The organism is Vibrio sp. qd031 (genome assembly GCF_002100145.1).
Lineage (GTDB): Bacteria > Pseudomonadota > Gammaproteobacteria > Enterobacterales > Vibrionaceae > Vibrio.
On the sequence record NZ_JXQD01000004.1, the window covers coordinates 21,060 to 44,505 of the forward strand.

The 23,446-nt window shown below is 46.6% G+C and carries 21 protein-coding genes; all 21 read left to right on the plus strand.

The annotated features are described in order from the left end of the window. Position 1 precedes the first annotated feature (1 nt). The 21 genes from mshL (at position 2) to ST37_RS03180 (ending at position 23,422) form a co-directional block, all read left to right on the plus strand. Positions 2 to 1,633: a pilus (MSHA type) biogenesis protein MshL gene (gene mshL, locus ST37_RS03080; RefSeq protein ID WP_172400923.1), complete on the plus strand. Its 1,632-nt coding sequence runs from the start codon at positions 2 to 4 to the stop codon at positions 1,631 to 1,633. Beyond that, complete coding sequence (locus ST37_RS03085) at positions 1,633 to 2,478, plus strand: AAA family ATPase (protein ID WP_084883728.1); 846 nt, start codon at positions 1,633 to 1,635, stop codon at positions 2,476 to 2,478. The genes mshL and ST37_RS03085 overlap by 1 nt, the downstream gene beginning before the upstream one ends. Next, positions 2,475 to 2,993, plus strand: coding sequence for a hypothetical protein (locus ST37_RS03090; RefSeq protein WP_084883730.1), 519 nt, complete (start codon positions 2,475 to 2,477; stop codon positions 2,991 to 2,993). The genes ST37_RS03085 and ST37_RS03090 overlap by 4 nt, the downstream gene beginning before the upstream one ends. Positions 2,994 to 3,117: 124 nt before the next feature. After that, complete coding sequence (locus ST37_RS03095) at positions 3,118 to 3,735, plus strand: tetratricopeptide repeat protein (RefSeq protein ID WP_143698113.1); 618 nt, start codon at positions 3,118 to 3,120, stop codon at positions 3,733 to 3,735. Then, entirely contained in the window at positions 3,725 to 5,452 is a 1,728-nt protein-coding gene (locus ST37_RS03100) for a GspE/PulE family protein (protein WP_084883733.1), read from the plus strand. Before ST37_RS03095 ends, ST37_RS03100 begins: the two co-directional genes overlap by 11 nt. A gap of 9 nt (positions 5,453 to 5,461) precedes the next feature. Beyond that, positions 5,462 to 6,685, plus strand: coding sequence for a type II secretion system F family protein (locus ST37_RS03105; RefSeq protein WP_084883735.1), 1,224 nt, complete (start codon positions 5,462 to 5,464; stop codon positions 6,683 to 6,685). A 14-nt stretch (positions 6,686 to 6,699) separates the two neighbouring features. Then, positions 6,700 to 7,167, plus strand: a complete 468-nt coding sequence (locus ST37_RS03110) for a hypothetical protein (RefSeq protein ID WP_084883736.1) — start codon at positions 6,700 to 6,702, stop codon at positions 7,165 to 7,167. A 97-nt stretch (positions 7,168 to 7,264) separates the two neighbouring features. Then, positions 7,265 to 7,834: a prepilin-type N-terminal cleavage/methylation domain-containing protein gene (locus tag ST37_RS03115; RefSeq protein WP_084883738.1), complete on the plus strand. Its 570-nt coding sequence runs from the start codon at positions 7,265 to 7,267 to the stop codon at positions 7,832 to 7,834. A 31-nt stretch (positions 7,835 to 7,865) separates the two neighbouring features. Next, the gene (locus ST37_RS03120) at positions 7,866 to 8,336 is read left to right on the plus strand and encodes a type II secretion system protein (protein WP_084883739.1); all 471 of its coding nucleotides are present in this window, start codon (positions 7,866 to 7,868) and stop codon (positions 8,334 to 8,336) included. Positions 8,337 to 8,486: 150 nt separating this feature from the next. Then, complete coding sequence (locus ST37_RS03125) at positions 8,487 to 8,957, plus strand: type II secretion system protein (RefSeq protein WP_084883741.1); 471 nt, start codon at positions 8,487 to 8,489, stop codon at positions 8,955 to 8,957. A 115-nt stretch (positions 8,958 to 9,072) separates the two neighbouring features. Beyond that, positions 9,073 to 9,576 (plus strand): prepilin-type N-terminal cleavage/methylation domain-containing protein, encoded by a 504-nt coding sequence (locus ST37_RS03130; RefSeq protein ID WP_242426205.1) that lies wholly within the window; start codon positions 9,073 to 9,075, stop codon positions 9,574 to 9,576. Continuing rightward, positions 9,566 to 10,132, plus strand: coding sequence for a prepilin-type N-terminal cleavage/methylation domain-containing protein (locus ST37_RS03135; RefSeq protein ID WP_084883742.1), 567 nt, complete (start codon positions 9,566 to 9,568; stop codon positions 10,130 to 10,132). The genes ST37_RS03130 and ST37_RS03135 overlap by 11 nt, the downstream gene beginning before the upstream one ends. After that, a complete protein-coding gene (locus ST37_RS03140) occupies positions 10,132 to 10,926 on the plus strand; it encodes a prepilin-type N-terminal cleavage/methylation domain-containing protein (protein ID WP_084883744.1) in 795 nt (264 codons plus the stop codon). Before ST37_RS03135 ends, ST37_RS03140 begins: the two co-directional genes overlap by 1 nt. Next, complete coding sequence (locus tag ST37_RS03145; protein ID WP_084883746.1) at positions 10,916 to 11,383, plus strand: hypothetical protein; 468 nt, start codon at positions 10,916 to 10,918, stop codon at positions 11,381 to 11,383. The genes ST37_RS03140 and ST37_RS03145 overlap by 11 nt, the downstream gene beginning before the upstream one ends. After that, positions 11,376 to 14,771, plus strand: a complete 3,396-nt coding sequence (locus ST37_RS03150) for a DUF6701 domain-containing protein (RefSeq protein ID WP_084883747.1) — start codon at positions 11,376 to 11,378, stop codon at positions 14,769 to 14,771. Before ST37_RS03145 ends, ST37_RS03150 begins: the two co-directional genes overlap by 8 nt. Before the next feature lie 158 nt (positions 14,772 to 14,929). Continuing rightward, positions 14,930 to 15,973, plus strand: coding sequence for a rod shape-determining protein (locus ST37_RS03155; RefSeq protein WP_084883749.1), 1,044 nt, complete (start codon positions 14,930 to 14,932; stop codon positions 15,971 to 15,973). 22 nt (positions 15,974 to 15,995) lie between these two features. Beyond that, positions 15,996 to 16,946, plus strand: a complete 951-nt coding sequence (mreC, locus tag ST37_RS03160) for a rod shape-determining protein MreC (protein WP_084883750.1) — start codon at positions 15,996 to 15,998, stop codon at positions 16,944 to 16,946. Further along, a complete protein-coding gene (gene mreD / locus ST37_RS03165; RefSeq protein ID WP_084883752.1) occupies positions 16,936 to 17,424 on the plus strand; it encodes a rod shape-determining protein MreD in 489 nt (162 codons plus the stop codon). The genes mreC and mreD overlap by 11 nt, the downstream gene beginning before the upstream one ends. A 26-nt stretch (positions 17,425 to 17,450) precedes the next feature. Then, entirely contained in the window at positions 17,451 to 18,059 is a 609-nt protein-coding gene (locus tag ST37_RS03170) for a Maf family protein (protein ID WP_084883753.1), read from the plus strand. Between the two features lie 12 nt (positions 18,060 to 18,071). Beyond that, positions 18,072 to 19,541, plus strand: a complete 1,470-nt coding sequence (rng, locus tag ST37_RS03175; protein WP_084883754.1) for a ribonuclease G — start codon at positions 18,072 to 18,074, stop codon at positions 19,539 to 19,541. A gap of 20 nt (positions 19,542 to 19,561) precedes the next feature. Then, complete coding sequence (locus ST37_RS03180; RefSeq protein ID WP_084883756.1) at positions 19,562 to 23,422, plus strand: YhdP family protein; 3,861 nt, start codon at positions 19,562 to 19,564, stop codon at positions 23,420 to 23,422. The last annotated feature ends 24 nt before the right edge of the window (positions 23,423 to 23,446 follow it).

The following is a 23,446-nucleotide window of genomic DNA, read 5'->3' on the forward strand; positions in this document are numbered from 1 at the left end:
TATGCGCAATATACTAATAATTATGGTCGCAATGACGATAGCAGGGTGCTCGATGGGGCATAGTGATCCCGTAGAGCAGAAAGCCGCGCTGAACGAAGCGATCAATGAGAACAACAGTCGTGATCTCGATAACTTACCTAACTCTGTACAAGCAGATTTAATGCCTGATATTGATGGCGTTGTTGTGAGCAATCAAAATACGCTACGACGATTTCGCGTACAAGCAAATGGTGTTGCGGCTAAAGCCTTTTTTGCCAGTATCGTCAAAGGTACAGAGTACAGTGCAGCCATTCACCCTAATGTCTCTGGTGAAATTACAGTTAACCTTAGCGACGTCACAATGGACGAAGTATTGAATGTTGTCCGTGATATGTATGGGTACGAGATAGTTCGCTCGGGCAAAGTGATTCAAGTTTATCCTGCGGGCCTGCGCACCGAAACTATCCCCGTTGACTATTTGCAGTTTAAACGTGTTGGTCGTTCACTCACGTCGATTACTAATGGCTCAGTGAGCACTAAGGATGACAACAGCTCAAGTAACTCGACCAGTAACTCTTCAAGCTCATCGAGCTCGTCTTCAAGCTCAGTACCAACGGGCGGCGTAGAAATTGAAACCACCAGTGAAAGTGACTTTTGGCTTCAACTACAACAAGCAATCTCAACAATGGTCGGAACGGCCGACGGTCGTAGTGTCGTTGTGTCACCTCAATCGAGTGTAGTTACTGTCCGAGCCTATCCCGATGAAATCCGAGAAATCAGAACCTTCTTAGGTATTTCACACAAGCGTTTACAACGTCAGGTGATCTTGGAAGCCAAAATTTTGGAAGTAACGTTGAGTGATGGGTATCAGCAAGGGATCAATTGGTCCAATATGACAGCTTCGTTGGGCGGAACAGACATAGTTATTAATCGAGGTGTTGATGCAGCCGCATCAATACTAGGATTGGATGGCGCAGCAGCCGCACTCGGTGGACAAACCAACATCACCGTGAGTGATGGTAACTTTGAAGCGGTGCTGAGCTTTATGGGAACTCAGGGCGATCTTAATGTTCTATCAAGCCCACGAGTGACCGCGGCAAACAACCAAAAAGCGGTCATTAAAGTGGGTACCGATGAGTACTTTGTCACCGATGTCTCCAGCGTAGTAGGATCTGGCGACAATGCCAATGTCTCACCAGAAGTAGAACTGACGCCATTTTTCTCTGGTATTTCTTTAGACGTAACGCCACAAATTGATGATAGCGGGCACGTGCTACTGCACGTGCACCCAGCCGTAATTGAAGTTGAAACCGAAAACAAACAGATTGATCTAGGCGATGCACTGGGCGTGCTTGAACTGCCACTTGCTAAAAGTTCGATAAGAGAATCTGACTCAGTGATCAGAGCCGCCGATGGAGATGTAGTTGTTATTGGCGGCTTGATGAAGTCTTCAAACAAAGAAGCTGTTTCTAAAGTTCCGTTTTTTGGTGATATTCCCGGTCTAGGGCATCTGTTTAGAAATACCGTTCAGCAAACAGAAAAAACGGAACTGGTTATCTTACTAAAACCAACCGTTGTAGGCGTAAACACTTGGCAGCAGGAGCTTGAACGCTCGCGCAGCTTACTTAATGAATGGTTCCCTGAAGGCGAATAATGTACTACACCCGTTATGGCTTCAATCAGCAACCTTTTGGGCTAACGCCTAATACAGCGCTGTTTCATGCACTCCCACCGCACTATGAAGCGATTCATACCGTGCTGTCAGCGGTTGAGATGGGCGAGGGTGTTATAAAGTTAGTGGGTGAGGTTGGGACTGGCAAAACCATGCTTTGCCGGATGCTGATAGAGCAGTTGCAAGATAAGTGCGCTCTTATCTACCTTCCTAATCCTGTTTTGGACGGTTTAGAACTACGCGTTGCGATTGCAAGAGAGCTGGGAATAGACGAGCCCGACTCTCGTTTGTTGGTGGATAAAATTCAGTCTCGTTTATTGGCGCTGAGTCAACAAGGTAAACAAGTGGTAGCGTTGATTGATGAAGCACAGGCTTTAAGTGATGAAGCGCTTGAAACCTTACGCCTATTTGGCAACTTAGAAACCACCGACAAAAAGCTGTTACAAATAATTCTATTGGGACAACCTGAGCTTGATGAGCGACTAGATCTGCATCATCTAAGACAGTTTAGGCAGCGCATTACTTTTAGTGCCGAGCTTCGGCCGTTAAGTGTCGAAGAAAGTATCGCCTATATAGATCATAGGATCACGCAATGTGGTGGGAGTCCGGATCTTTTTTCTCTATCTCAAAAGAAAGCAATTTGGAAGGCAGCGGGTGGCATTCCTAGGATCATAAATCAGTTGTGCCATAAATCACTGCTATTGGCATTTAGTGCGAATAAACAGAGTGTTCAAAATGAAAATTTGTACGATGCGATGAAAGACACTTATGTCGTGCAAAAACCAAAGTACAAAACCCCATTTTTATGGGGCTGGAGTGAAGCATGAGTGTAGTGAATAACGCACTATCAAAAATATCAGAACAAAACGGTGCAACTCCGCATTCGATTGAGAAAGCCGAGATCCCTGCGGTAAAGCACGGTGTATCCCCTTTCATCTGGGTTGGCATTGGCGTATGTGTCAGCTTAGCGATTGGAAGCTGGGCGATGACAGCAAATCAATCAAGCCCTGCAAATGAGGTACTCGTCGCTTCACAACCAAATGAAACGCAAAAGGTTATTGTTGAAGTCGAGCCACTTGTAGTACACAGCGATCCAATTGTTGAAGTAACGACAGCGCCAACGCAGAAAACGGCTTTGGATACTGACGTTGTCACTGTTTATTCGTTAGCAACAACAGCAGTGTCCTCAGAAAATGACGCGACACTAACTGCTCCTGTTACGTCAACGGTTGAGAAAAAAAGCGCCTCAACAGAATCTCCTCAACCAAACACGACAAAAGCAGCGGTTGTTAATACGGCAGTAGTGGCACCAAAAAATACAGTCCCCCCCCAAGACGAGTAGCGCCGAAAAAAGCGCTAAAGTTGTAGCACCTCAAACGATTGCAAAGGCCCCACCACCTGCGGCCAAACCGATCGAAAAACCTATATTGATTGCGAAAACAACCCAGGTTGTGCAAACCGAGAGTATGACTATTGAGCAGGTTGATTTGACGCCTCAAGATTTAGCCAAGCAAGCTATTTCTCGTGCGCGAAAAGCCGTTGAATCCAATGATGCGGACACAGCCATTAGTGAATACACCAAAGCCCTTCGCTTTGTGCCAACCGATGAGGCTACAAGGCAGCGCCTTGCTGCACTCTATTATGGGAAACGTCAAACACGTAAAGCGATGGATTTGTTGCAACAAGGCATTCAAATTAATCAAGATGGCGAGCCTCTTCGAATAGCGCTGGCTAAGTTGCTCATTAAAGAGAAGCAAACAGAGGCGGCACTATCCCCCTTGGCTTACTTGCCCGATAACGCAAGCAATGACTACCTAGCACTGCGTGCGGGGGTGGCACAACAGATTAAGAGCGTCGATATTGCGAAGCAAAGTTATTCGATGCTGGCAGAACGAGAGCCACAAAATGGTCGTTGGTGGTTAGGACTTGCCATTCAACAAGAGCGCTCACTAGAGTTTGAGTTAGCGATGGCATCCTACCAAAGCGCATTGGGGAAAGTTGGCGTGTCAAACAGCTCTCAAGACTTCATTCGACAACGCATTGCGTTGCTCACTTCGATGCAGGAGAGTAGCGATGGCAATTAAGCTTCGAAAACGCCTTGGCGACCTCTTAGTCGAAGAAGGAATCATCACCGAAGAACAAGTCACTCAAGCACTCTCGGCGCAACAGCAAACCGGTCGTAAGCTTGGCGACACACTGATCCAGCTAGGGTTTCTATCTGAGCACCAGATGCTTGAGTTTCTGTCTCAACAGCTTGATTTGCCGTTAATAGATTTGAGCCGGTTTCAGGTGGATGTCGAAGCCGTACAACTGTTGCCTGAAGTCCATGCTCGCCGACTGCGAGCGTTGGTTATAGGTCAGTCTGGTGACACGTTAAATGTGGCCATGAGTGATCCTGCAGACTTGTTTGCTCAAGAGTCTATAGCGACCCAACTTTCTGCGTATAACTTACAGTTTGTTATTGCTGCCGAGCATCAGTTAGTCGACGGTTTTGATCGCTACTATCGGCGCACCAAAGAAATCGCCTCGTTCGCAGAGCAGCTCGACGCCGAGCATCAAGACACCAATGAGTTTAGTTTTCAAATACAGGATGACGCTGACAGTGAAGAAGTCACGGTTGTTAAGCTTATAAACTCTCTATTTGAAGATGCTATTCAGGTTGGTGCGTCCGATATTCATATTGAACCCGACGCCAATGTGCTGCGACTGCGCCAACGCATCGATGGCGTATTGCACGAAACGCTGCTTAACGAAGTCAATATAGCTTCGGCGCTGGTATTACGCTTAAAATTGATGGCGAACCTCGATATTTCAGAGAAACGCCTGCCACAAGATGGACGTTTTAATATTCGCAGTAAAGGTCAATCGGTCGATATTCGTATGTCGACCATGCCTGTGCAATATGGCGAATCGGTGGTCATGCGTTTACTCAATCAAACCGCAGGTATTCTTAAACTAGAAGACTCAGGGTTACCAGCAGACATATTGGTTAGGATCCGCAAGCAATTGCAGCGTCCACACGGCATGATCCTGGTCACTGGGCCGACAGGCTCAGGTAAAACAACAACCTTATATGGAGCGCTGTCTGAGCTTAACTCGCCGGGCAAAAAAATCATCACTGCAGAAGATCCGGTCGAGTATCGTTTGCCCCGAGTAAACCAAGTGCAAATTAACCCCAAAATTAACTTAGACTTTTCGACAGTATTAAGAACTTTTCTACGTCAGGATCCCGACATTATTTTGGTTGGTGAGATGCGTGATCAAGAAACGGTTGAGATAGGTTTGCGCGCCGCGTTAACGGGCCACCTTGTGCTTAGCACCTTGCATACTAACGATGCCGTTGACAGTGCACTTCGTATGATGGACATGGGGGCTCCAGGGTATTTGGTTGCCAGTTCCGTTCGAGCTGTATTGGCGCAGCGACTCGTTCGACGAGTGTGTACCGATTGCTCACATGAAGAAGAAGCGGATGAAGCCAAACGTATTTGGTTAGAATCACGATTCCCGAATCAGGTTTCTCATCGATTCTGTCGAGGAAAGGGGTGCCAAAACTGTAACCTAACAGGTTATCGCGGCCGAATTGGTGTGTTTGAGTTACTTGAGTTAGATAACGCTCTTATGGATGCCTTAAGAGCCAACGACGCGGTTGGGTTTGCTCGAACAGCGCGAGCGACGTCACATTACAAACCGTTGCTTACTTCTGCTATGGAGTTGGCTGTGCGAGGCGTAGTGAGTTTAGAGGAAGTCATGGCGCTTGGTGAAGGTGATACCGGTGGCTCCGCAGAGCCAGTTTACTTGTAGCGGGGCACTATGGCGACTTATCGATACCAAGGACGAGGATTAGACGGTAAAAAGGTCAGTGGGCTAGTCGATGCCGCGACCGAAGACTTGGCTATAGAGTCTTTAATGAATAAAGGCGTGACTCCTACGTCATTGGCGGTCGGTAAGTCAAAAGGGGGGGCGAGTATAGATTTATCCGAATTATTCACCCCCGCCATACCGTTAGAAGTCTTAGTGATCTTTTGTCGTCAAATGTACAGTTTGACCAAAGCGGGCGTGCCATTGCTGCGAGCAATTCGTGGACTAACCGCCAACACGACCAACAAACAACTAAAACAAGCGCTCACAGAGGTCAGTGCCGACTTAACCAATGGTCGAAACTTATCTACGTCAATGCAAAAACATCCAGCGGCATTTAGCCCGTTATTTGTGTCTATGATCGCTGTGGGTGAGAATACCGGTCGTTTGGATCAAGTATTACTGCAACTCAGTAATCACTTTGAACAGGAGGTAGAAACACGTAAACGCATTAAAACAGCGATGCGTTATCCGGCTCTCGTCATTGGTTTTATCGTTGTTGCGATGTTTGTGCTTAACATTTGGGTCATTCCACAGTTTGCATCGATGTTTTCGCGATTTAGTGTAGAGCTGCCGCTGCCAACGCGAATATTGATAGCTACGTCGAATTTCTTTGTGAATTACTGGCACTTTATCATTGGTGTCTCTGTGGCATTAGCCTTTGCGTTTCGGACCTGGCTTAACACTGCCGACGGCCGAGAAACCTGGGATAAATTACGGCTACGGTTCCCTATTGTTGGCAATATCGTCAATCGAGCACAGATGTCTCGGTTTTCGCGTACATTTTCGTTGATGCTTCAGTCGGGAGTTCCGTTAAATCAGTCCATTGCGTTAAGTGCGGAGTCATTGGGCAACAAATACTTAGAGGCTCGCTTACTAGAAATGAAAGCGTCTATTGAGGCTGGGGGCGCGATTTCTGCGACCGCGGTAAACAGTGGCGTGTTTACACCGCTGGTAGTTCAGATGATCACCGTTGGTGAAGAAACAGGGCGTATTGACGAATTACTATTAGAAGTGGCCGACTTTTATGATCGAGAAGTGGATTACGACCTAAAAACATTGACTGCTCGAATAGAGCCAATATTACTGGTAATTGTCGCCGCAATGGTGCTTATTTTGGCGCTGGGTATCTTCTTACCTATGTGGGGAATGTTGGATGCCATTCAAGGTAAATAGGTAGGTATTTTGCAATGGCAGACCCGCACAGAACAGTACGGACTAGTCGGTTAAGTGTTTGGTTAATTGTAATATTAGCTTTGGCAGCAACATTGCTTTACAATTTATTGAGCGTCGAAAAAGAGGCGGAGCACACGGCTTTAATGGTGACGGGTTCGCGAATTTTAGATGTGGCCAATAAGTATAAGCAGTACTGGATTGTCAATGGTCAGCCAAACGACATTGTCGTCGAAGGTAAGCGCATAGCCTTTAACGACAAGGGCTGGGTGCTGCCAACATTGGACAATGATGTTAACTGTTTGCATTGGCTATCAATATTGCATCCGACGATTGCTGTGTTTGGCAATGACTCACCGTCGATAACGCAGCTGCATGATATGGGTAAAATAGAGTGCCAATATCAATACAAAACAGGGCAGCAGTTGAATTTAATTATCGACAACAGTCAATTTTCTGTCAGAGTCAGAGTTTCGCCAGATTAAGTGTTACCAAGTGTGTATTATTGCGTGCCCAAACAAGCTTAGTATAAAGTTTGTCCATGATTGGTACAAATAACGTTAACTTAAGAGTGAAGTGTTTATGAAAAAACAAAGTGGTTTCTCATTAGTTGAGCTCGTGATTGTAATTGTAGTTTTAGGTCTTTTGGCTGTTGCTGCATTACCACGATTTTTGGATGTTACTGATCAAGCTAAGCAAGCCAGTATTGAAGGTGTTGCGGGTGGTTATGCAACTGCAGTACTTTCTGCTCGAGCACAGTGGGAGGCCGAGGTGCGTCCTAATTTGGGTGCGACTAATACTAACTATGTGAATTATGATGGTGATTATTTTTGGCTAACTAGCGCAGCCGATACTGACTATCGCGATGGTTACCCGACGTCGTTCATTGGTAGTGATGAGCCAACGACGGGGACAGCACCTAAACTAGTAACGCCAACTCGTTGTCGTGACCTTATGGACACTATGCTTCAGAATCCACCTAAGGTTGGCATAGCGTCTCAAGTCACTAATGACACAACTTACAAATACTTAGCTGAAACCACCAATGATACAACGTGTAAATACACACAATTGGAAGGCAGCAATGGCACTGGTCATTTCTTTGAGTATGATGTAACTAAAGGCAGCGTGACTGTCACACTTCAAGATTAGAATTATTAATTTGAACTAAGAGAATGGAATTATGAAAAATCAAAAAGGCTTTACACTTATTGAATTAGTGGTTGTTATTGTTATTTTGGGTATTTTGGCGGTTACTGCTGCACCTCGTTTTTTGAACCTTCAATCTGACGCACGCGCGTCGTCGTTGCAGGGGCTTAAAGGTGCTATGGCAGGTGCAGGATCTATTGTATACGGTAAGGCAGCGATAGAAGGTATTGAAACGAACCCAAGCACAATACTAAGCGGTGCTAATGGTCAACCAGATATTGCGATTGTTTATGGCTATCCAGCAGCAAATGAGGAAGGCATTGGTAAAGCTGTCGAAGGTTTAGATGCTGCTAGTGGTAACTGGAGCAAGGAGGCTGAAGTAGCGAATACTTCAATTACGTATACGTTTGCAGATAATAGTAGTTCAACATGTGTTGTAACCTACTTTCAAAGTGTGTCAGGTGCAGCACCCGTTATCTCTGCTGCAACAGCGACTGACTGTTGATTGTAGATTTAAGATCTTGACGACTAAAAATGAGCTCGCATTACGCGGGCTTTTTAGTTTCCAATCACTGTAATTCTATGATTTTTACCATATGATAGTCTGATTGACGAATAACTTTGGCTTTTACTACCAGGTAAAGTGGATATCACTATGAAACAGAAAGGTTTTACTCTTATAGAATTAGTAGTTGTCATTGTGATTTTAGGTATTTTGGCCGTGACAGCTGCACCACGATTTCTTAATTTACAATCAGATGCTCGCGAGTCAGCATTGCAAGGTTTAAAAGGGGCAATGGCCGGTGCTAGTTCAATCGTTTACGCAAAATCCGCAATTCAGGGGGATGAAGCACTCTCTTCAGCGACTATCACTGATAGCAGTGTAGGAGATATTACTGTAGCTTTCGGTTACCCAACAGCAACCTTAGCAGGAATAGGCGCTGCAGTAGAAGGGCTTGGCGATGACTGGCAACCTATAGCAATTACTGGTGATACTGGAATTAGCTATTCTTTCGATGGCCAGGACAGTACTGGTTACACAAATACTGAAGGCTGTCATGTGCGTTATGATGAAGCTACAAGCAGCAATATCTACAGTGTTAGCGTGATAACAACTAAGTGTTAGGTGAAACAAATCATTTAGTGACCAGCATATAGTGCTGGTTTTTTTTGCATGGATTTTACGCAGTAGCTTAATTTCTTGTATAATTATAATCACTTACTGTTATGAGAGCGACTTAGTGAACCCACAATTCAAGTCACATGACATACGGCCAAATGGCTTCACTTTAGTCGAAGTAATTGTCGTCGTACTACTCCTTGCTATTTTAGCGGTCTACGCAGCAAGTAAGTTCATTGGTGTAGGTGCATTTTCTGGCTTTGCCGCACAAGATCAAAGTATAAATGTCATTCGACAAATTCAACTCGGCCGAATGCAATCTAACATCGAAGATATTAATGATCCTTCGTGCACCGTCTGTAAGCACTATCAATTATCGGTCACCAACCAATGCCTAGGTTCAGTCGCTGCATGCACCGCAAGTGGTGAGCAATTTAGCGATAAAGTGTTATTAGACAATACTGAACTCTCTTTTTCTCCTTCTATCCAGGTCAACTTTGACTTGCTAGGGAATCCGATTTGCACTGGCAGCTGCACTGCCCCAATTACTATAGATATTACCAATCAATTTGGTGATAAATACCCAGTGTGCATTAATAGTCAGGGGTACGTGTATGACTGTTAAGCGCCAGCAAGGTTTTACTTTGATTGAAAGCGTAGTCGCAATGGTGATATTTGCCATTGCTATGGTCACGCTAACTAGCTTTCTATTTCCCAATATCCAAAAGTCGGGTCAACCCCATTATCAAGTCCGCGCCTCCGCCTTGGCGCAGAGTTTCTTAACCAAAATCTTAGCCCATGGTTATGATGAGAATAGCGACCCCGATGGTGGGCTGCTTCGCTGCAATGAAGCTGGACAAGCCGCTTGCACTGCGCAAGCCAGTTTTGGTCCAGATGGTGCCGAGGTGATGGATCCCAAACTGTACAATGATGTGGATGACTATTTAGGTTGCTGGATCACCAATGATGCCAGCAGCAACCTTTGTGTCGATGACAGTACCCCTCAGCCGCTGAGTGATGTGTTGGGCAATGATATTAGCGATGCTTACCCTAATTTTGCCGTCAATGTGTATGTGGTTTACGAAACCATTAGTGGTACTGAAATGAAGAAGATTAATGTTGAGGTCAGTAATCTTACTTATGGCTCGGTGACGCTAGTGGGCTATCGAGGCAACTACTGATGAAGCGCAACGGGTTTACTTTGATTGAAATGGTGGTCAGCATGGTGGTGATGGCGGTGCTGTTTCTAGCGATTGCGGGCTTTGTTGAACTGGGCGCACGCGGCTATGTCGATACCGCCGAACGGCAACGGCTGCAAAACCAAGCCCGCTTTGCCATAGAAAAAATGACTCGGGAAATCAGTCATGCGGTGCCCAACAGCATCGCTACCCGTAGAGCCAATCAGTGCGTACGGTTCTATCCGATCAAAGCATCAGGTTTTTATCATGAGCAGGTCGATCCTGACGATCTTAGCAAAACCGAACTGCAATTTATTGTTGGTAACTCGGGTTTTGAATTGGCTGACTTTGCTAATGAACGACATTTTATGGTGATAAATCCAAGCAGGATCAGCGATCTAGAGACGGGTGATGCTGCCAATAGCGCCACCACTTCGCTGTCGCAGCGACTAAATATGCAAAATGTGCTGTTGGATGATGAAGGTTATTTTGCTGTGGATCTGTACGCTTTAGGCAGTCGCTCGATCGCGAACCGTCACTATATTTACAGTGCTGACAACCGAGTTGAGTATTGTATTGACAACGGTTTTTTGATTCGAACGGTCTATTCGATTATAGATGACACCCAGTTAGATACAGCGGTAGTGGCGCAGTACCTGTCGCCTGCTAGTCGGGGTTTTTTCTTCAGCGACAGCCCATTGCAGCGTGGAGGCTTGGTGCAGATAGATCTCACCTTTGCATTGCAAGATGAGATCAGCGTTTACACTCATGATGTGCAGGTGATGAATGTTCAATGAACCAAATACCCCAAACCGACAACGAGGTAGCGTACTGATTGTAGCGCTATTTGTGATTTTGGTGCTTGCATTGCTGGCAGTGAATCTGACTCGAATCAACTGGTCCAATCAAGACACCCTAACTCGCGAGCAATTGGGCAACCAAGCATGGTTTTTAGCCCATTCCAGTAATGAGTGGGCGATAGCGCAGCTCTTTCCGTTGCAGCCGCCGACGGACTCATTGACCGATATTTGCACCTCTATTGCCGATCAAGATATTGGATCTGAGTTGATTGGCAATAGTAATCTTGCCTGCTCTACTGTTGACACCGACTGTGAATATTTTGCTGGAAGTGGAGGAGACTACCCAGAGCAATTGAGATACATCAAAGTCACCAGCAACGCGATCTGCAGCTCGGGTAAGCATCAGGTCGAACGGGTACAAGAGGTTTGGGTAAAAGGAGAACCGAGTGATTAAACGCCTAATTTTCCTATGGATGGCACTATCTTTTTCGGTCACTGTGTCCGCCTTCGCTCCTCCGCCGGAAGAGACCGAGGTTACTTGTGACTCTATCAAAGGACAAGAGGACTTTATTGTTATCTTGGAAGTGCTTGGGTCACGACAATACCAGGACTTCTATTTTACCAATGGTGGAGGTAATAGCCGATATGAAACACTGTGGTATAACCAGCAACCTTCGACTCCTTATCCGGACGGTTATCCGGAAGACTTTCTATTTCTCGATACCGAGCTTGAACCAAACACCGCCTACTATTTGAAGTTTGAATATGCGGCAGCGCAGGGCAATCGTCCAGGCCAACTCTACTACTATAAAACCAAGGTAACTGACAATGATTTTCAGTTTGTGTCCGAGCAAGAAGCCAGAGTCCAGTCTGGCAATATTGTGGGTACAGGTGGTGGTATTGTCAGTGCTCAATGTCGTAATCAGCCTGTAACGCCACCAGAACCGGAGATCCCGGATGTGTGTGACGTATTCCCTTATGCCGCACAATCTTGGCTAGGAGCAACCGATTCTACTGTCGATTTCAGTCTAGGTGGAGGCAGCTTAATTATTGGAACCAAAGACAGTCTTGGTGAGTTGGGTGTTAAAAACGTTATCCGCAGTTGGAATACACAAAGGGCTTGTGACGGTGAACTGTGTGTAGCTAATCCTGTGCTTGTGGTAGCAGAGCCTCAACGTTACCCTCTAGTCATCCCTGATACTCCATCGGTAAGCAACCCAAGCACTCCAGTTCAACCGGGTAGTTACTCGGCAATTACCTTAGCCAATGGGGGGAGTTTTGAGTTTGTTGGTGGCCGGTATGAAGTCGGAGCAATCACATTAAGTGGAGGAGCAACACTGACCATACCCAGTGGTACAGAATTGATTGTCAATCAACTGTCCTTTGGAGGTGGCTCCAATTTGGTTGTTAGTGGTGGTGGCTTAATCTCTATTTGGGCTGAAGACACCGTTGATACACCGGCATATGTGGGTATTGCAACAAACGCCGATGTACCGATTAAGGCCAATGTATTTAGCCGCAGCGAGGTTGTCATTAGTGGCGCAGCTGTACTGCAAGGCGCCGTAACCGCAAACCGAATTCGTTTAGAAGGTAGCGGTAAAATTCAAGATATTAGTAACTCATGTTCAACCTCACCACCACCTACTGTTGAAGAGCTTGAATTGACTCCAACAAAGGGCATTAATCTTACCTGTGATGCTGCACTGGCGTTAGATTTTCAAGTCTTAGACTCCAATGGTGATCCCAATACGTCATTTTCGGGGCGACTTGATGTCACTTTTAGTGGCAGCAACAGCTATACAACCAGCGTCACTCAAGGGGCATTGGATACAGGTACACTCTATACCACCAATGGTCAGGGATTACTGCAGATTGAATTGAGCGATCGCACCGTAGGGACGGTATCCGTAGTGGCCTTTATCGAAGGCAGTGAAAGTAGCACCACTCAAAACGGTCGCTATCAGTTTGTTCCGAATAAGTTTGCCATCAGTGACGAAGTGCAGGCCATCGTCGCGAATAAGCGGAAGGACATTACCATAACCGCCCAACAGTGTGACGAAAATGGTGATCCAGTCAATATCCCTGCCGATGTGTACAGTGGCGACAAAACCCTAACCATCTCTGGCACCGAATACTTGGCACCTAAAAACGATGTGGCGGTGGAAGCCACCATCGCAGTGGCCGATAAGCAGAATGTAATGCAGCAGTCGCAAGTGACGCTTAATTTTTCTCAAAATGGGAATGTGACCACCGAAGTTTTATACCCTGAAGCCGGCAGCGTCTCTTACACCTTAACCGACCAAGTCTGCATCATCGACGAAAATGATGTTGAGCAGTGTGAGGAGATCGTGGGACTGCAGCAACTCGATGCTCGCCCTTGGACGTTTGCGATCTGTCATGACCAGAAATCCTTAATCGGAACCGCCACTAGTGGCAGCAATGCAAGTGATGCGTTAGTGGCCGCGGGTGACACCTTTGAGTTACTGCTGCAACCGCTGCGCTATATTGACGGAGCGGCGGATCCAGCTAAAATCGAGGTCAAAGATTACTGTGGTCGGCCGCAAACCCAAAACTTTTTTGGCACAGATGCACCTTTTGGCACGGTGACAGTGCAGAGTATAGAGGTGGATACCCCGGAGAATGGTGAGCTTGGCGCAGGGTTGCAAGGTACACTTACGCTAAGCAATCAGGAACGTAGTAAGCTACAGATGGATGATCTGTATTGGCAAGATGTGGGAAGCTTACAAGTTGAAGCGTCAGGAAATTATTTGAACTCTATTCAGCCAGGCGTGCGCTCGATAGGCCGTTTTTATCCCGCTTATCTCACCGCCGACGATCAGATAAGCAAGCCTGCTGAACATTCACAGTTCGCCTATCTCGAGCAGCCATTGCAGCATCAGTTCAGCGTCTACGCGCATGCCCGTGACGGCCAAAAAGTCAAAAATTACCACCTTTTTGGCGCCGATTTTGTCTCGCAGATCCGTTATGTGGCACAGACCGACAGCAACCAAGACCTCACCGATCGCCTCTATGATGGCAACAACGCCATAGAGCTGGATTATACCCAGCTCGATTGGGGGCAAGGTATTGATGATCAGACCTCACTGCTGGCGGTCAACTTTGACGATTTCATTTTTAAACGCTCGCCAGTCAATGGACAGAGCACTAACCCAGATGGCCCATTTACAGCCAGCAACAGTGACTTTGGTTTACAAGTGAGTGAGGTTGTCGACGGCGCGACTTGGCAAAACAGCGATCAGCTCAATGGTCTCGATGACCAATTTGTACTGCTACAATCGCCTTACGATTTTCGCTATGGGCGGATGGTGCTAGCGGATGTAGGGGCTAATAGCGGCCAAACTACGGTAGTACCGTTAATCGTCGAAGTTTGGGGGGAAGATGGCTTTGCCACTAACCAAGATGATGGTTCTGCTGTGACATTAGGCTCGACCTATAATGGTGCTTATTACTGCACCCAACAGATCTGGTTAGAGGGCGCAGCCAGTGGGGCAAGTTTAACCGGTGATGGTGGAGTCATCGAGGGCCTCGCCAGTGAACAGAGTAACCCATACTCTTCATGGCTGTACGCCGGACACAGCGACGATAGCATCCGTGAGCAGCAGCGTCTGTGGCTGCGCCTAGGCCCTCAACTGCCGTTAAAACTCAACAGCAGTGATGCGGATATTCTTTGTCCTGTAGCCAATTACACCTATCGCCCATGGCTTCGCTATAACTGGCGAAACCTTGGTGATGAAGATCCTTCGACGGTGGTGACTTTTGGCACATATCGAGGGAATGATCGAGTCATCTATCGTGGAGAGCCCGGATTAACCGGAAATTAACCCTAATTAAATTTTGTTTTTTGCCGTTTAGCGCCTGTCTTAGGATAAAAAGCGAGATTTACCCCAAGTTTGTGTGTCAATGCCTTGCCCAATAAGCGTGGCATTGGTACATTTAGTGCAATTTTTTGTCGCCATACTAGCCAAAAGAGCTAAGAATTATGTTTAAAAAGATCCGTGGTATGTTCTCTAACGATCTGTCGATCGATTTAGGGACCGCCAACACCCTTATTTATGTTAAGGGCCAGGGTATTGTCCTGGATGAGCCGTCAGTTGTCGCTATTCGTCAAGATCGAGTTGGATCAGCCAAAAGTGTTGCTGCCGTTGGTCATGATGCTAAGCAAATGCTAGGTCGTACGCCTGGTAATATTTCCGCAATTCGTCCGATGAAAGATGGCGTTATTGCCGATTTCTACGTGACAGAAAAAATGTTGCAACACTTTATCAAGCAAGTGCACGATAACAGCATTTTAAAACCAAGCCCGCGCGTTTTGGTGTGTGTCCCTTGTGGCTCTACTCAGGTTGAGCGTCGTGCAATTCGTGAATCTGCACACGGTGCAGGTGCGCGAGAAGTGTATCTCATTGATGAGCCAATGGCTGCGGCGATTGGTGCTGGTCTGCGAGTGTCTGAGCCTACCGGTTCAATGGTTGTCGATATTGGTGGCGGTACAACAGAAGTTGCTGTTATCTCACTTAATGGTGTGGTTTATTCTTCGTCAGTTCGTATTGGTGGTGACCGCTTTGATGAAGCCATCATCAACTATGTTCGTCGTAATTACGGCAGCTTAATTGGTGAAGCCACTGCAGAAAAGATCAAACACGTGATCGGTTCTGCTTACCCTGGCGACGAAGTGCAAGAAATTGAAGTACGTGGTCGCAACCTTGCAGAAGGTGTACCTCGTAGTTTCAGCCTAAACTCCAACGAAATTCTAGAAGCACTGCAAGAGCCGCTTACTGGTATTGTTTCTGCGGTGATGGTTGCTCTTGAGCAATGTCCTCCAGAGCTTGCGTCTGACATTTCAGAAAATGGTATGGTACTAACAGGCGGTGGTGCACTGCTTCGTGATCTTGACCGTTTGCTTACTGAAGAGACTGGCATTCCTGTTGTTGTGGCGGAAGAACCGCTTACCTGTGTAGCAAGAGGCGGCGGTAAAGCGCTTGAAATGATCGACATGCACGGTGGCGATCTATTTAGCGAAGACTAAGTCTTAGCGATAGAACCCCACCATGAATCCGATATTTGGTAGAGGCCCTTCTCTACAATTTCGCCTCTTTACAGCGTTACTCCTATCAGCCAGCTTAATGTTGGCTGATAGTCGTTTAGACGCTTTTGCTTCTGTACGTTATTTGCTCAACAGCAGTGTGGCCCCTATTCAATACTTGGCTAATATGCCAAGAACCATGTTTGATGGGGTGTATGAGCGTTTCAGTGCCAAGCAATCCCTTCTCAATACAAACAAAGCACTTCGCAGTAAGTTACTCCTACTAGAGAGTGATAATGCGCTGCTGGATCAGTACAAAGAGGAAAATGAGCGGCTACGTAAGCTGCTTGGCTCTCCGTTTGTTCGTGATGAACGCAAAGTTGTGACCGAAGTGATGGCGGTTGATTCATCCACCTATCAAGACCAAGTTGTGATTGATAAAGGACGCGTTGACGGCGTATACGTTGGGCAGCCGGTGATTAACGAGAAAGGCATCGTTGGGCAAGTAGTGACTGTGTCTGCTCATAATAGCCGAGTGCTACTGATTACCGACCCAAATGCGGCGATACCAGTTCAAGTTATCCGCAATGATATTCGAGTTATTGCCTCTGGGTCTGGGGAAGCAAAGAGTATTCAATTACAGCATATTCCAAGTAACACCGATATTATCCAGGGCGACTTGTTAGTCAGTTCGGGATTGGGTGGTGTTTACCCTGAAGGCTATCCAGTTGCGTACATTTCAGAAGTCATTAACGACTCCCATAAAGAGTTTGCGTTGATCTCTGCTGAGCCAACGGTGGATTTTGACCGTTTGCGCTACTTACTCCTCATTTGGCCAACAGAAGCGATTAAAGCAGAGCTGCAATTGGACAATGAGCAGCAAGAGTTGGCCCAAGAAACGGCACAAGGACAAGAAGGTGGCGTTGAAGAACAGCAACCGACTACGCAAGAGAGTGAGGTGAACGATGGCGAGTAGCCTTAGCCGCGGCCGTTGGGTTATCTGGTGCACATTCCTAGTTGCATTGACGCTGCAGATCATACCTTGGCCAGGAACACTCGACTTGCTTCGACCTTCTTGGATCATATTGGTGGCAATTTATTGGGTGATGGCGCTACCGCATCGAGTGAATGTTGGTACAGCGTTTATACTAGGTCTACTTTGGGACCTATTGCTGGGCTCAACCCTGGGTATTCACGGAATGGTCATGTCTATTGTGATTTATGTGGTCGCAATGAACTTTCTGGTACTAAGAAACATGGCCTTGTGGCAGCAAGCTGTATTAGTGGGGATTCTGACTATTCTAGGCTTTGTGCTGGAATTTTTTGGTGAGTTTCTCATTAAAGATGTGTATTTCAATCCAATCTCGCTGTGGGCAGGTCTAGTCAATGGTATATTGTGGCCATGGGTATTTTTACTTCTGCGCCGAGTGCGCCGAATGTGGCATGTACGCTAACTCTGCATTGATATAAGGTAACAACCATGGAACTGGTGCTCGCTTCTGGATCGCCTAGACGTCAAGAGCTGCTCACTCAATTAGGGTATAGCTTTGATATTCTGGTGCCCGACATCGAAGAGCAGCAACAACCCAACGAGAGTCCAGAAAGTTACGTACGCAGATTGGCGTATCAAAAAGCACGGGCTGCTGCAGACATTTCGATACAACGACATGCCGAAAAGTCGTTAGCTTGCGAACATCAGGTGTTCTTAGGATCAGATACGGTGGTGGTGTTAGACGGAGTGGTCTTTGAAAAACCCCAAGATCTGGCTCATAGTCGAACGATGCTAACGCGACTGTCAAACCAGAAACATCAAGTCATGACGGCGATCAGTGCCGTAGCGGTAAAGCAGGGCGTTATTGCCACAAGTCACACAGAACTCGTCGTAACGTCTGTCTGGTTTACAGAACTGACGGATCAAGATATTGAGCATTACTGGCAAACGGGTGAGCCCAGAGACAAAGCTGGTAGTTATGCTATACAAGGGATTGGCGGTAAGTTTGTCAAAAAAATTGAGGGAAGCTACCACGCGGTGGTTGGGCTGCCTCTTTTTGAAACCGAACAACTCTTGCAGAATTTTAAAGACATTTAACGAGGTGCGCCAATGAGTGCAGAATTACTCTTAAACATTACCCCAAGTGAAACGCGTGTTGCGATGATCGAAGGTGGCATGCTGCAAGAGGTTCACATTGAACGTGAAGCTAAACGAGGGATTGTTGGCAATATTTACAAAGGTAAAGTGAGCCGGGTATTACCGGGCATGCAGGCTGCGTTTGTCGATATTGGGCTAGATAAAGCGGCTTTTTTGCATGCCTCCGACATCGTTCCCCATACAGAATGTGTTGCCGAAAACGAAAAGCAGCAGTTTCAAGTGAGAGATATCTCCGAACTGGTTCGCCAAGGTCAGGATATCGTGGTGCAGGTCGTTAAGGATCCTTTAGGCACCAAAGGTGCTCGATTGACGACCGACATCACATTGCCTTCGCGCTATCTCGTGTTTATGCCTGGAGCAAGCCATGTGGGCGTCTCACAACGCATTGAGAGTGAAGACGAACGTAACCGCTTAAAGCAGCTCGTGAGTCCTTTTTGCGATGAGTTAGGCGGATTCATTATCCGAACGGCTGCAGAAGGTGCAGACGATCATGAACTGTCTCAAGACGCCGCGTTTTTGAAGCGATTATGGCAGAAAGTGATCGAGCGACGTGGCCGCTACAAAACCAAATCTATGCTTTATGGTGAGCTTGGCCTCGCCCAGCGCATTTTGCGCGATTTTGTTGGCACTGAGATTTCTCAAGTCACCGTCGATTCACGCATTGTGTATGACACATTGCAAGAGTTTGTGGCGGAGTTTGTTCCAGAACTTACGGACAAGCTAGAGCTATATGAAGGTCACAAACCCATATTTGATATGTACGACACTGAGAACGAAATACAGCGTTCCCTTGAGCGTAAAGTCGAGTTGAAATCGGGTGGGTATCTGATTATTGATCAGACTGAAGCGATGACCACCATCGATATCAATACAGGGGCCTTTGTCGGTCGTCGAAACTTAGAAGAAACTATATTTAATACTAACCTAGAAGCAACCGAAGCCATTGCGCGTCAATTACGTTTGCGAAATCTTGGTGGCATTATCATCATTGATTTTATCGACATGTTGCACGATGAGCATCGAGATCGCGTACTACGCTCTTTAGAAGTCGCGCTCGATCGTGATCGCGTGAAGACCAATATTAATGGCTTTACTCAGCTCGGCTTGGTTGAGATGACTCGCAAGCGCACACGAGAAAGTATTGAACATGTGCTGTGTTCTGGTTGTCCAACTTGTGAAGGTCGTGGCTCGGTGAAAACGGTCGAGACCGTTTGCTACGAAATATTGCGCGAAATCACCCGAGTTAACCGTGCTTATGATGCGGATAAATTTGTGGTCTACGCAGCGCCTAGAGTCGCCGATACTCTTCTGGGCGAAGAGTCTCATGCATTGGCAGAATTGGAAGTCTTTATTGGAAAGCAAGTGACCATCAACTGTGAACCACTGTACGTGCAAGAGCAGTTTGATGTTGTGATGATGTAATTGGTTCTAGGAGTGGTTGAGTGACCCCTTTTGCGGTGCGCTTTGGGCGTTTTATATTATGGATCGTTGTCTTTTTTACCGTCATACTGGCTGTGGCGGTAACGTCTTTACGCATCGCATTACCCAAAATAGACCAGTTTCAGCCAGAAATTGAAGCGCTCATCTCCGACTATTCTAGGATGGACGTCGATATCGGTCGAGTGAGTGGTTATTGGAAAAACACCTTTCCATCGTTGTCATTAGAAGACATTTCCGTCAAGCGAGATCAACAACGCGACGACTTCTTTATTGGACAAGTTGTCATTCGCTTAGATATTGTTAAATCGATCCTCACCTTTCAACCCCAGCTGTCTGAGCTCACCATTGCGGGTGTTGAGTTCGATATACGTTACCTAGGGGAAGCTGGAAAAAATACACCGCAAGAATCCGACTCTCAGCGCAATGTGGATGGGTTGGAGTCACTGTTTTTCCATCGACTGCACGAGTTTTCATTAACCGATTCTGTTGTCTATTTCTCAGGTATTGATGGCAGCGATCAGCAAGTTCAAATTGAACAGGTAAAATGGAGAAATATAGGCGATAGACACCAAGTTCAAGGCGTTTTGAGTACCTCGGAAGTTGACGCACGTAGCGTAGAGGTATTGGCTGATTTTGAAAGTCAGCAAGGTCTTCGTGATATGACGGGCGACTTCTATTTGTCGCTACACTCTTTACAGCTGGACCATTTTATTGCGCCTTATGTAGCCGAGAAGATCGAGGTTGATGCGGCCGTGGTTTCGGCAAATGGTTGGCTGAGGCTTGAGAATAACCAACCCGTCGATGCCTACATCGATATGCAACCCTCTGAGCTGAGGTGGTCGACACAGCTGCAAGATAACAGCCTGGTCATCGAAACAGGCACACTGAAGCTTGAACCTTTAACTCACGGGCTTAAAGTGTCCGCCAGAGACTTTGTTGCTCGTACTAATAGTGTTGAATGGTCTGGGTTAGATGCGGCACTTAAGTGGCAACCAGAGCTCTTTACCTTAAACCTTTCATCCGTATTTCTAGAGTCACTGACTCCACTGGTTACATTATTTCCACAAAGTGAAGAGTTACAAGTAACTCTTAATGCACTCGCCCCTAAAGGCGAGGTTGAGGACATTAGAGTTTCAATGTCTAATGGGATTGACTCGCTTCGTTACTCGGCCACCTTAAAAGAAGCCTCAATGAGCCAGTGGGAGTTGCTGCCAGGGTTTTCTAGGCTATCTGCAGAACTTACAGGTACGGCAGATTTCGCTCGAGCTAAACTGACTTTTATCGACGATGTTTTACCTTATGGGGAAGTCTTTCAAGCGCCATTAAACATTCGTCACGGCTTTACCGATGTCGTGTGGCAGAAAGATCAACACGGTTGGCGTTTATGGTCAGAGAAAGTGACGGCGGCGACGCCTGAGCTGCAGGTGTTGGGTGCCTTTCGTTTAGACTTTCCGACAGATAAACCCGCTTTCTTGTCATTTTATGGTGAAGCTGACCTGCAAAACGCTGGAGAAACATGGCGTTATTTGCCCACGCTTGCGTTAGGTCGCAGCCTGACCGATTACCTTTCTGCTGCAATTCAAGGCGGGAAAGTGAAAACCTCAAAACTGCTTTGGTATGGTCAGCTAAGCGATTTCCCATATGCGCAAAACGACGGGGTCTTTCAAGCATGGGTTCCTCTGCAACAAGCGCAATTTAGTTTTAGTACAGACTGGCCTGCCATCACAGAGCTACAACTGGATTTGCTGTTTGAAAATGATGCAATGTACCTCGACTCTCGACAAGCCGATTTGATGGATGTGGACGCGACGCTGATTCAGGGCAAGATCCCTGAGTTAAGCTCGGATGGCCATATTGAAATATTGGCTGCCGCGACGGCAAATGGCCGAAAAGTGCGCGACTATATGCTGGCTACGCCGCTGGTCGACTCGGTCGGGGCAACGTTAACTACCATTGATATTGACAGCCGCGTTAATGCTCAGTTCCAGTTAGATATCCCCTTTGATACGAGTAAAGAGTCTCGAGCCTGGGGCTACGCAAAGCTGTTGGGCAATGACATTGTTATTAGCACCCCAGAAATGCACCTAAAAAATGCGATTGGCACCATCAAGTTTGATAACGATGTGGTGTCATCGACAGGGTTGATTGCTGAATTGCTTGGCCAGCCTATTTCACTCGATTTTGCGGGAGAGCAGCAGCCACGTGGATATGCGGTGAACATCGATGTCATTGGTGATTGGGATACGGGTCCTTTGGGTGATTATATTGGTCAAACCTGGGTCAAGCCTTTAAACGGGCATGTTCCATGGAATATGGGCGTGGATCTTCAGATTAATGATGTTGGTTTCACTTATCAAATAGACACTAATGCGGATCTCACTTTTTTCGCGAGCGAATATCCCGCCCCTTTTGCGCACAGCTTTGGCGAAAAAGGAAAGGCCAGTATGCAAGCGTCAGGTGATCAGCAATCGATATCAGCTCGTCTACAGTTACCTGATTTTAAGTTTCAAACAGAGATCGATATTACAGGAGAGATACCTGTATTGGAGGCAACGAACTGGGTGTTGGGAAGTGGTGGCTTCAAAGTGAGCCCAATAGTTGGCCACCATGCCGCAGTGCGAATGCCGGCGTTTGATCTTGATGCATGGTTGGACGTAATGAGTCAGCCTCAAGCTACAGGCGATGTTTCTATTTTAAGTGAAATGAAAACACCAGAAGTGCCTATGCCACTTCGAGTGCAGCTTTCCACACCTAATTTGCAAGCGGGTGAACTTGAATGGAATGATGTCGAGTTTTTGGCTCGGAAGCGTGCTGACCGTTGGACTGCCGAGCTTGAAAGTGCGCAGTCTATAGGCAAGCTCGAGTGGCTAGATAGCAACAAACTGGACGTATACTTAGAGCGTTTGAATATCTACTTCCCTGAGTTTGATCTTGATGATGATAATACTCCAGAAGTACCAAAGCTGGATAAGGACAAGCCGTTAATTTCAGACTTTGACCGTGCCTTTTTTGCTCAAGCGCCAGACACCACTATACGAATCGATGACTTTTGGGTGCAGGGGTACAAAGTGGGAGAAGTTAACCTCGAAGCCGTTAAGAGTGATGATACTCTTAATTGGAAGCGCATAGACGTTGTGAGTGGGGACTCGACATTAAACGTTGACGGCACATGGACGTTAGATGGCGATACCAGTTACTCCACATTTAACTTGTCATTGGATAGTGAAAATAACTCAGACATTATGGCTCGCTTCGGTTTTAGAAACGGCATACAGCGCGCACCATTCAATATGAAATCTGAGCTGAGTTGGGATGGGTCTCCCTGGGGAATGAAAGTCGATACCCTCAACGGAAAAGTAGAATCTGAAATGGGTCGAGGCGTGATCTCCGGTGTAGGCGGTGCGGCAAAATTCCTTGGACTATTTAGTTTTGACTCTCTGGTTCGTCGCTTGCAACTGGACTTTTCCGATGTGTTTGATGAAGGCTTAGCCTTTGATTCAATTAAAGGGACGGGAAAAATTGAGAATGGTATCTTTTTAACTAATGACCTGAAAATGGATGCCATTTCGGGAGACATGTCGATTCGGGGGTTGGTCAACCTGAATACTGAGATTATTGATGCACAAGCGACATTTAAACCGGATTTAACCTCTGGGATCCCGGCGTTAACTGCGTTTGCGATCACACCGCAAACGGCACTCTACGTGTTAGCGGTGACGACCGTTATTGCACCGGTTGTCGAGGTTATCACTCAAGTGACCTACGGTATTGACGGTCCGATGAACGACCCTCAAATCAAAGAGCAGTCTCGACAAAAAGGTGATTTTGAAATTCCAGAAGAGTATCGTAAACAGTCGAAATAGTGGTGATAGAAATATGCAAGGAGT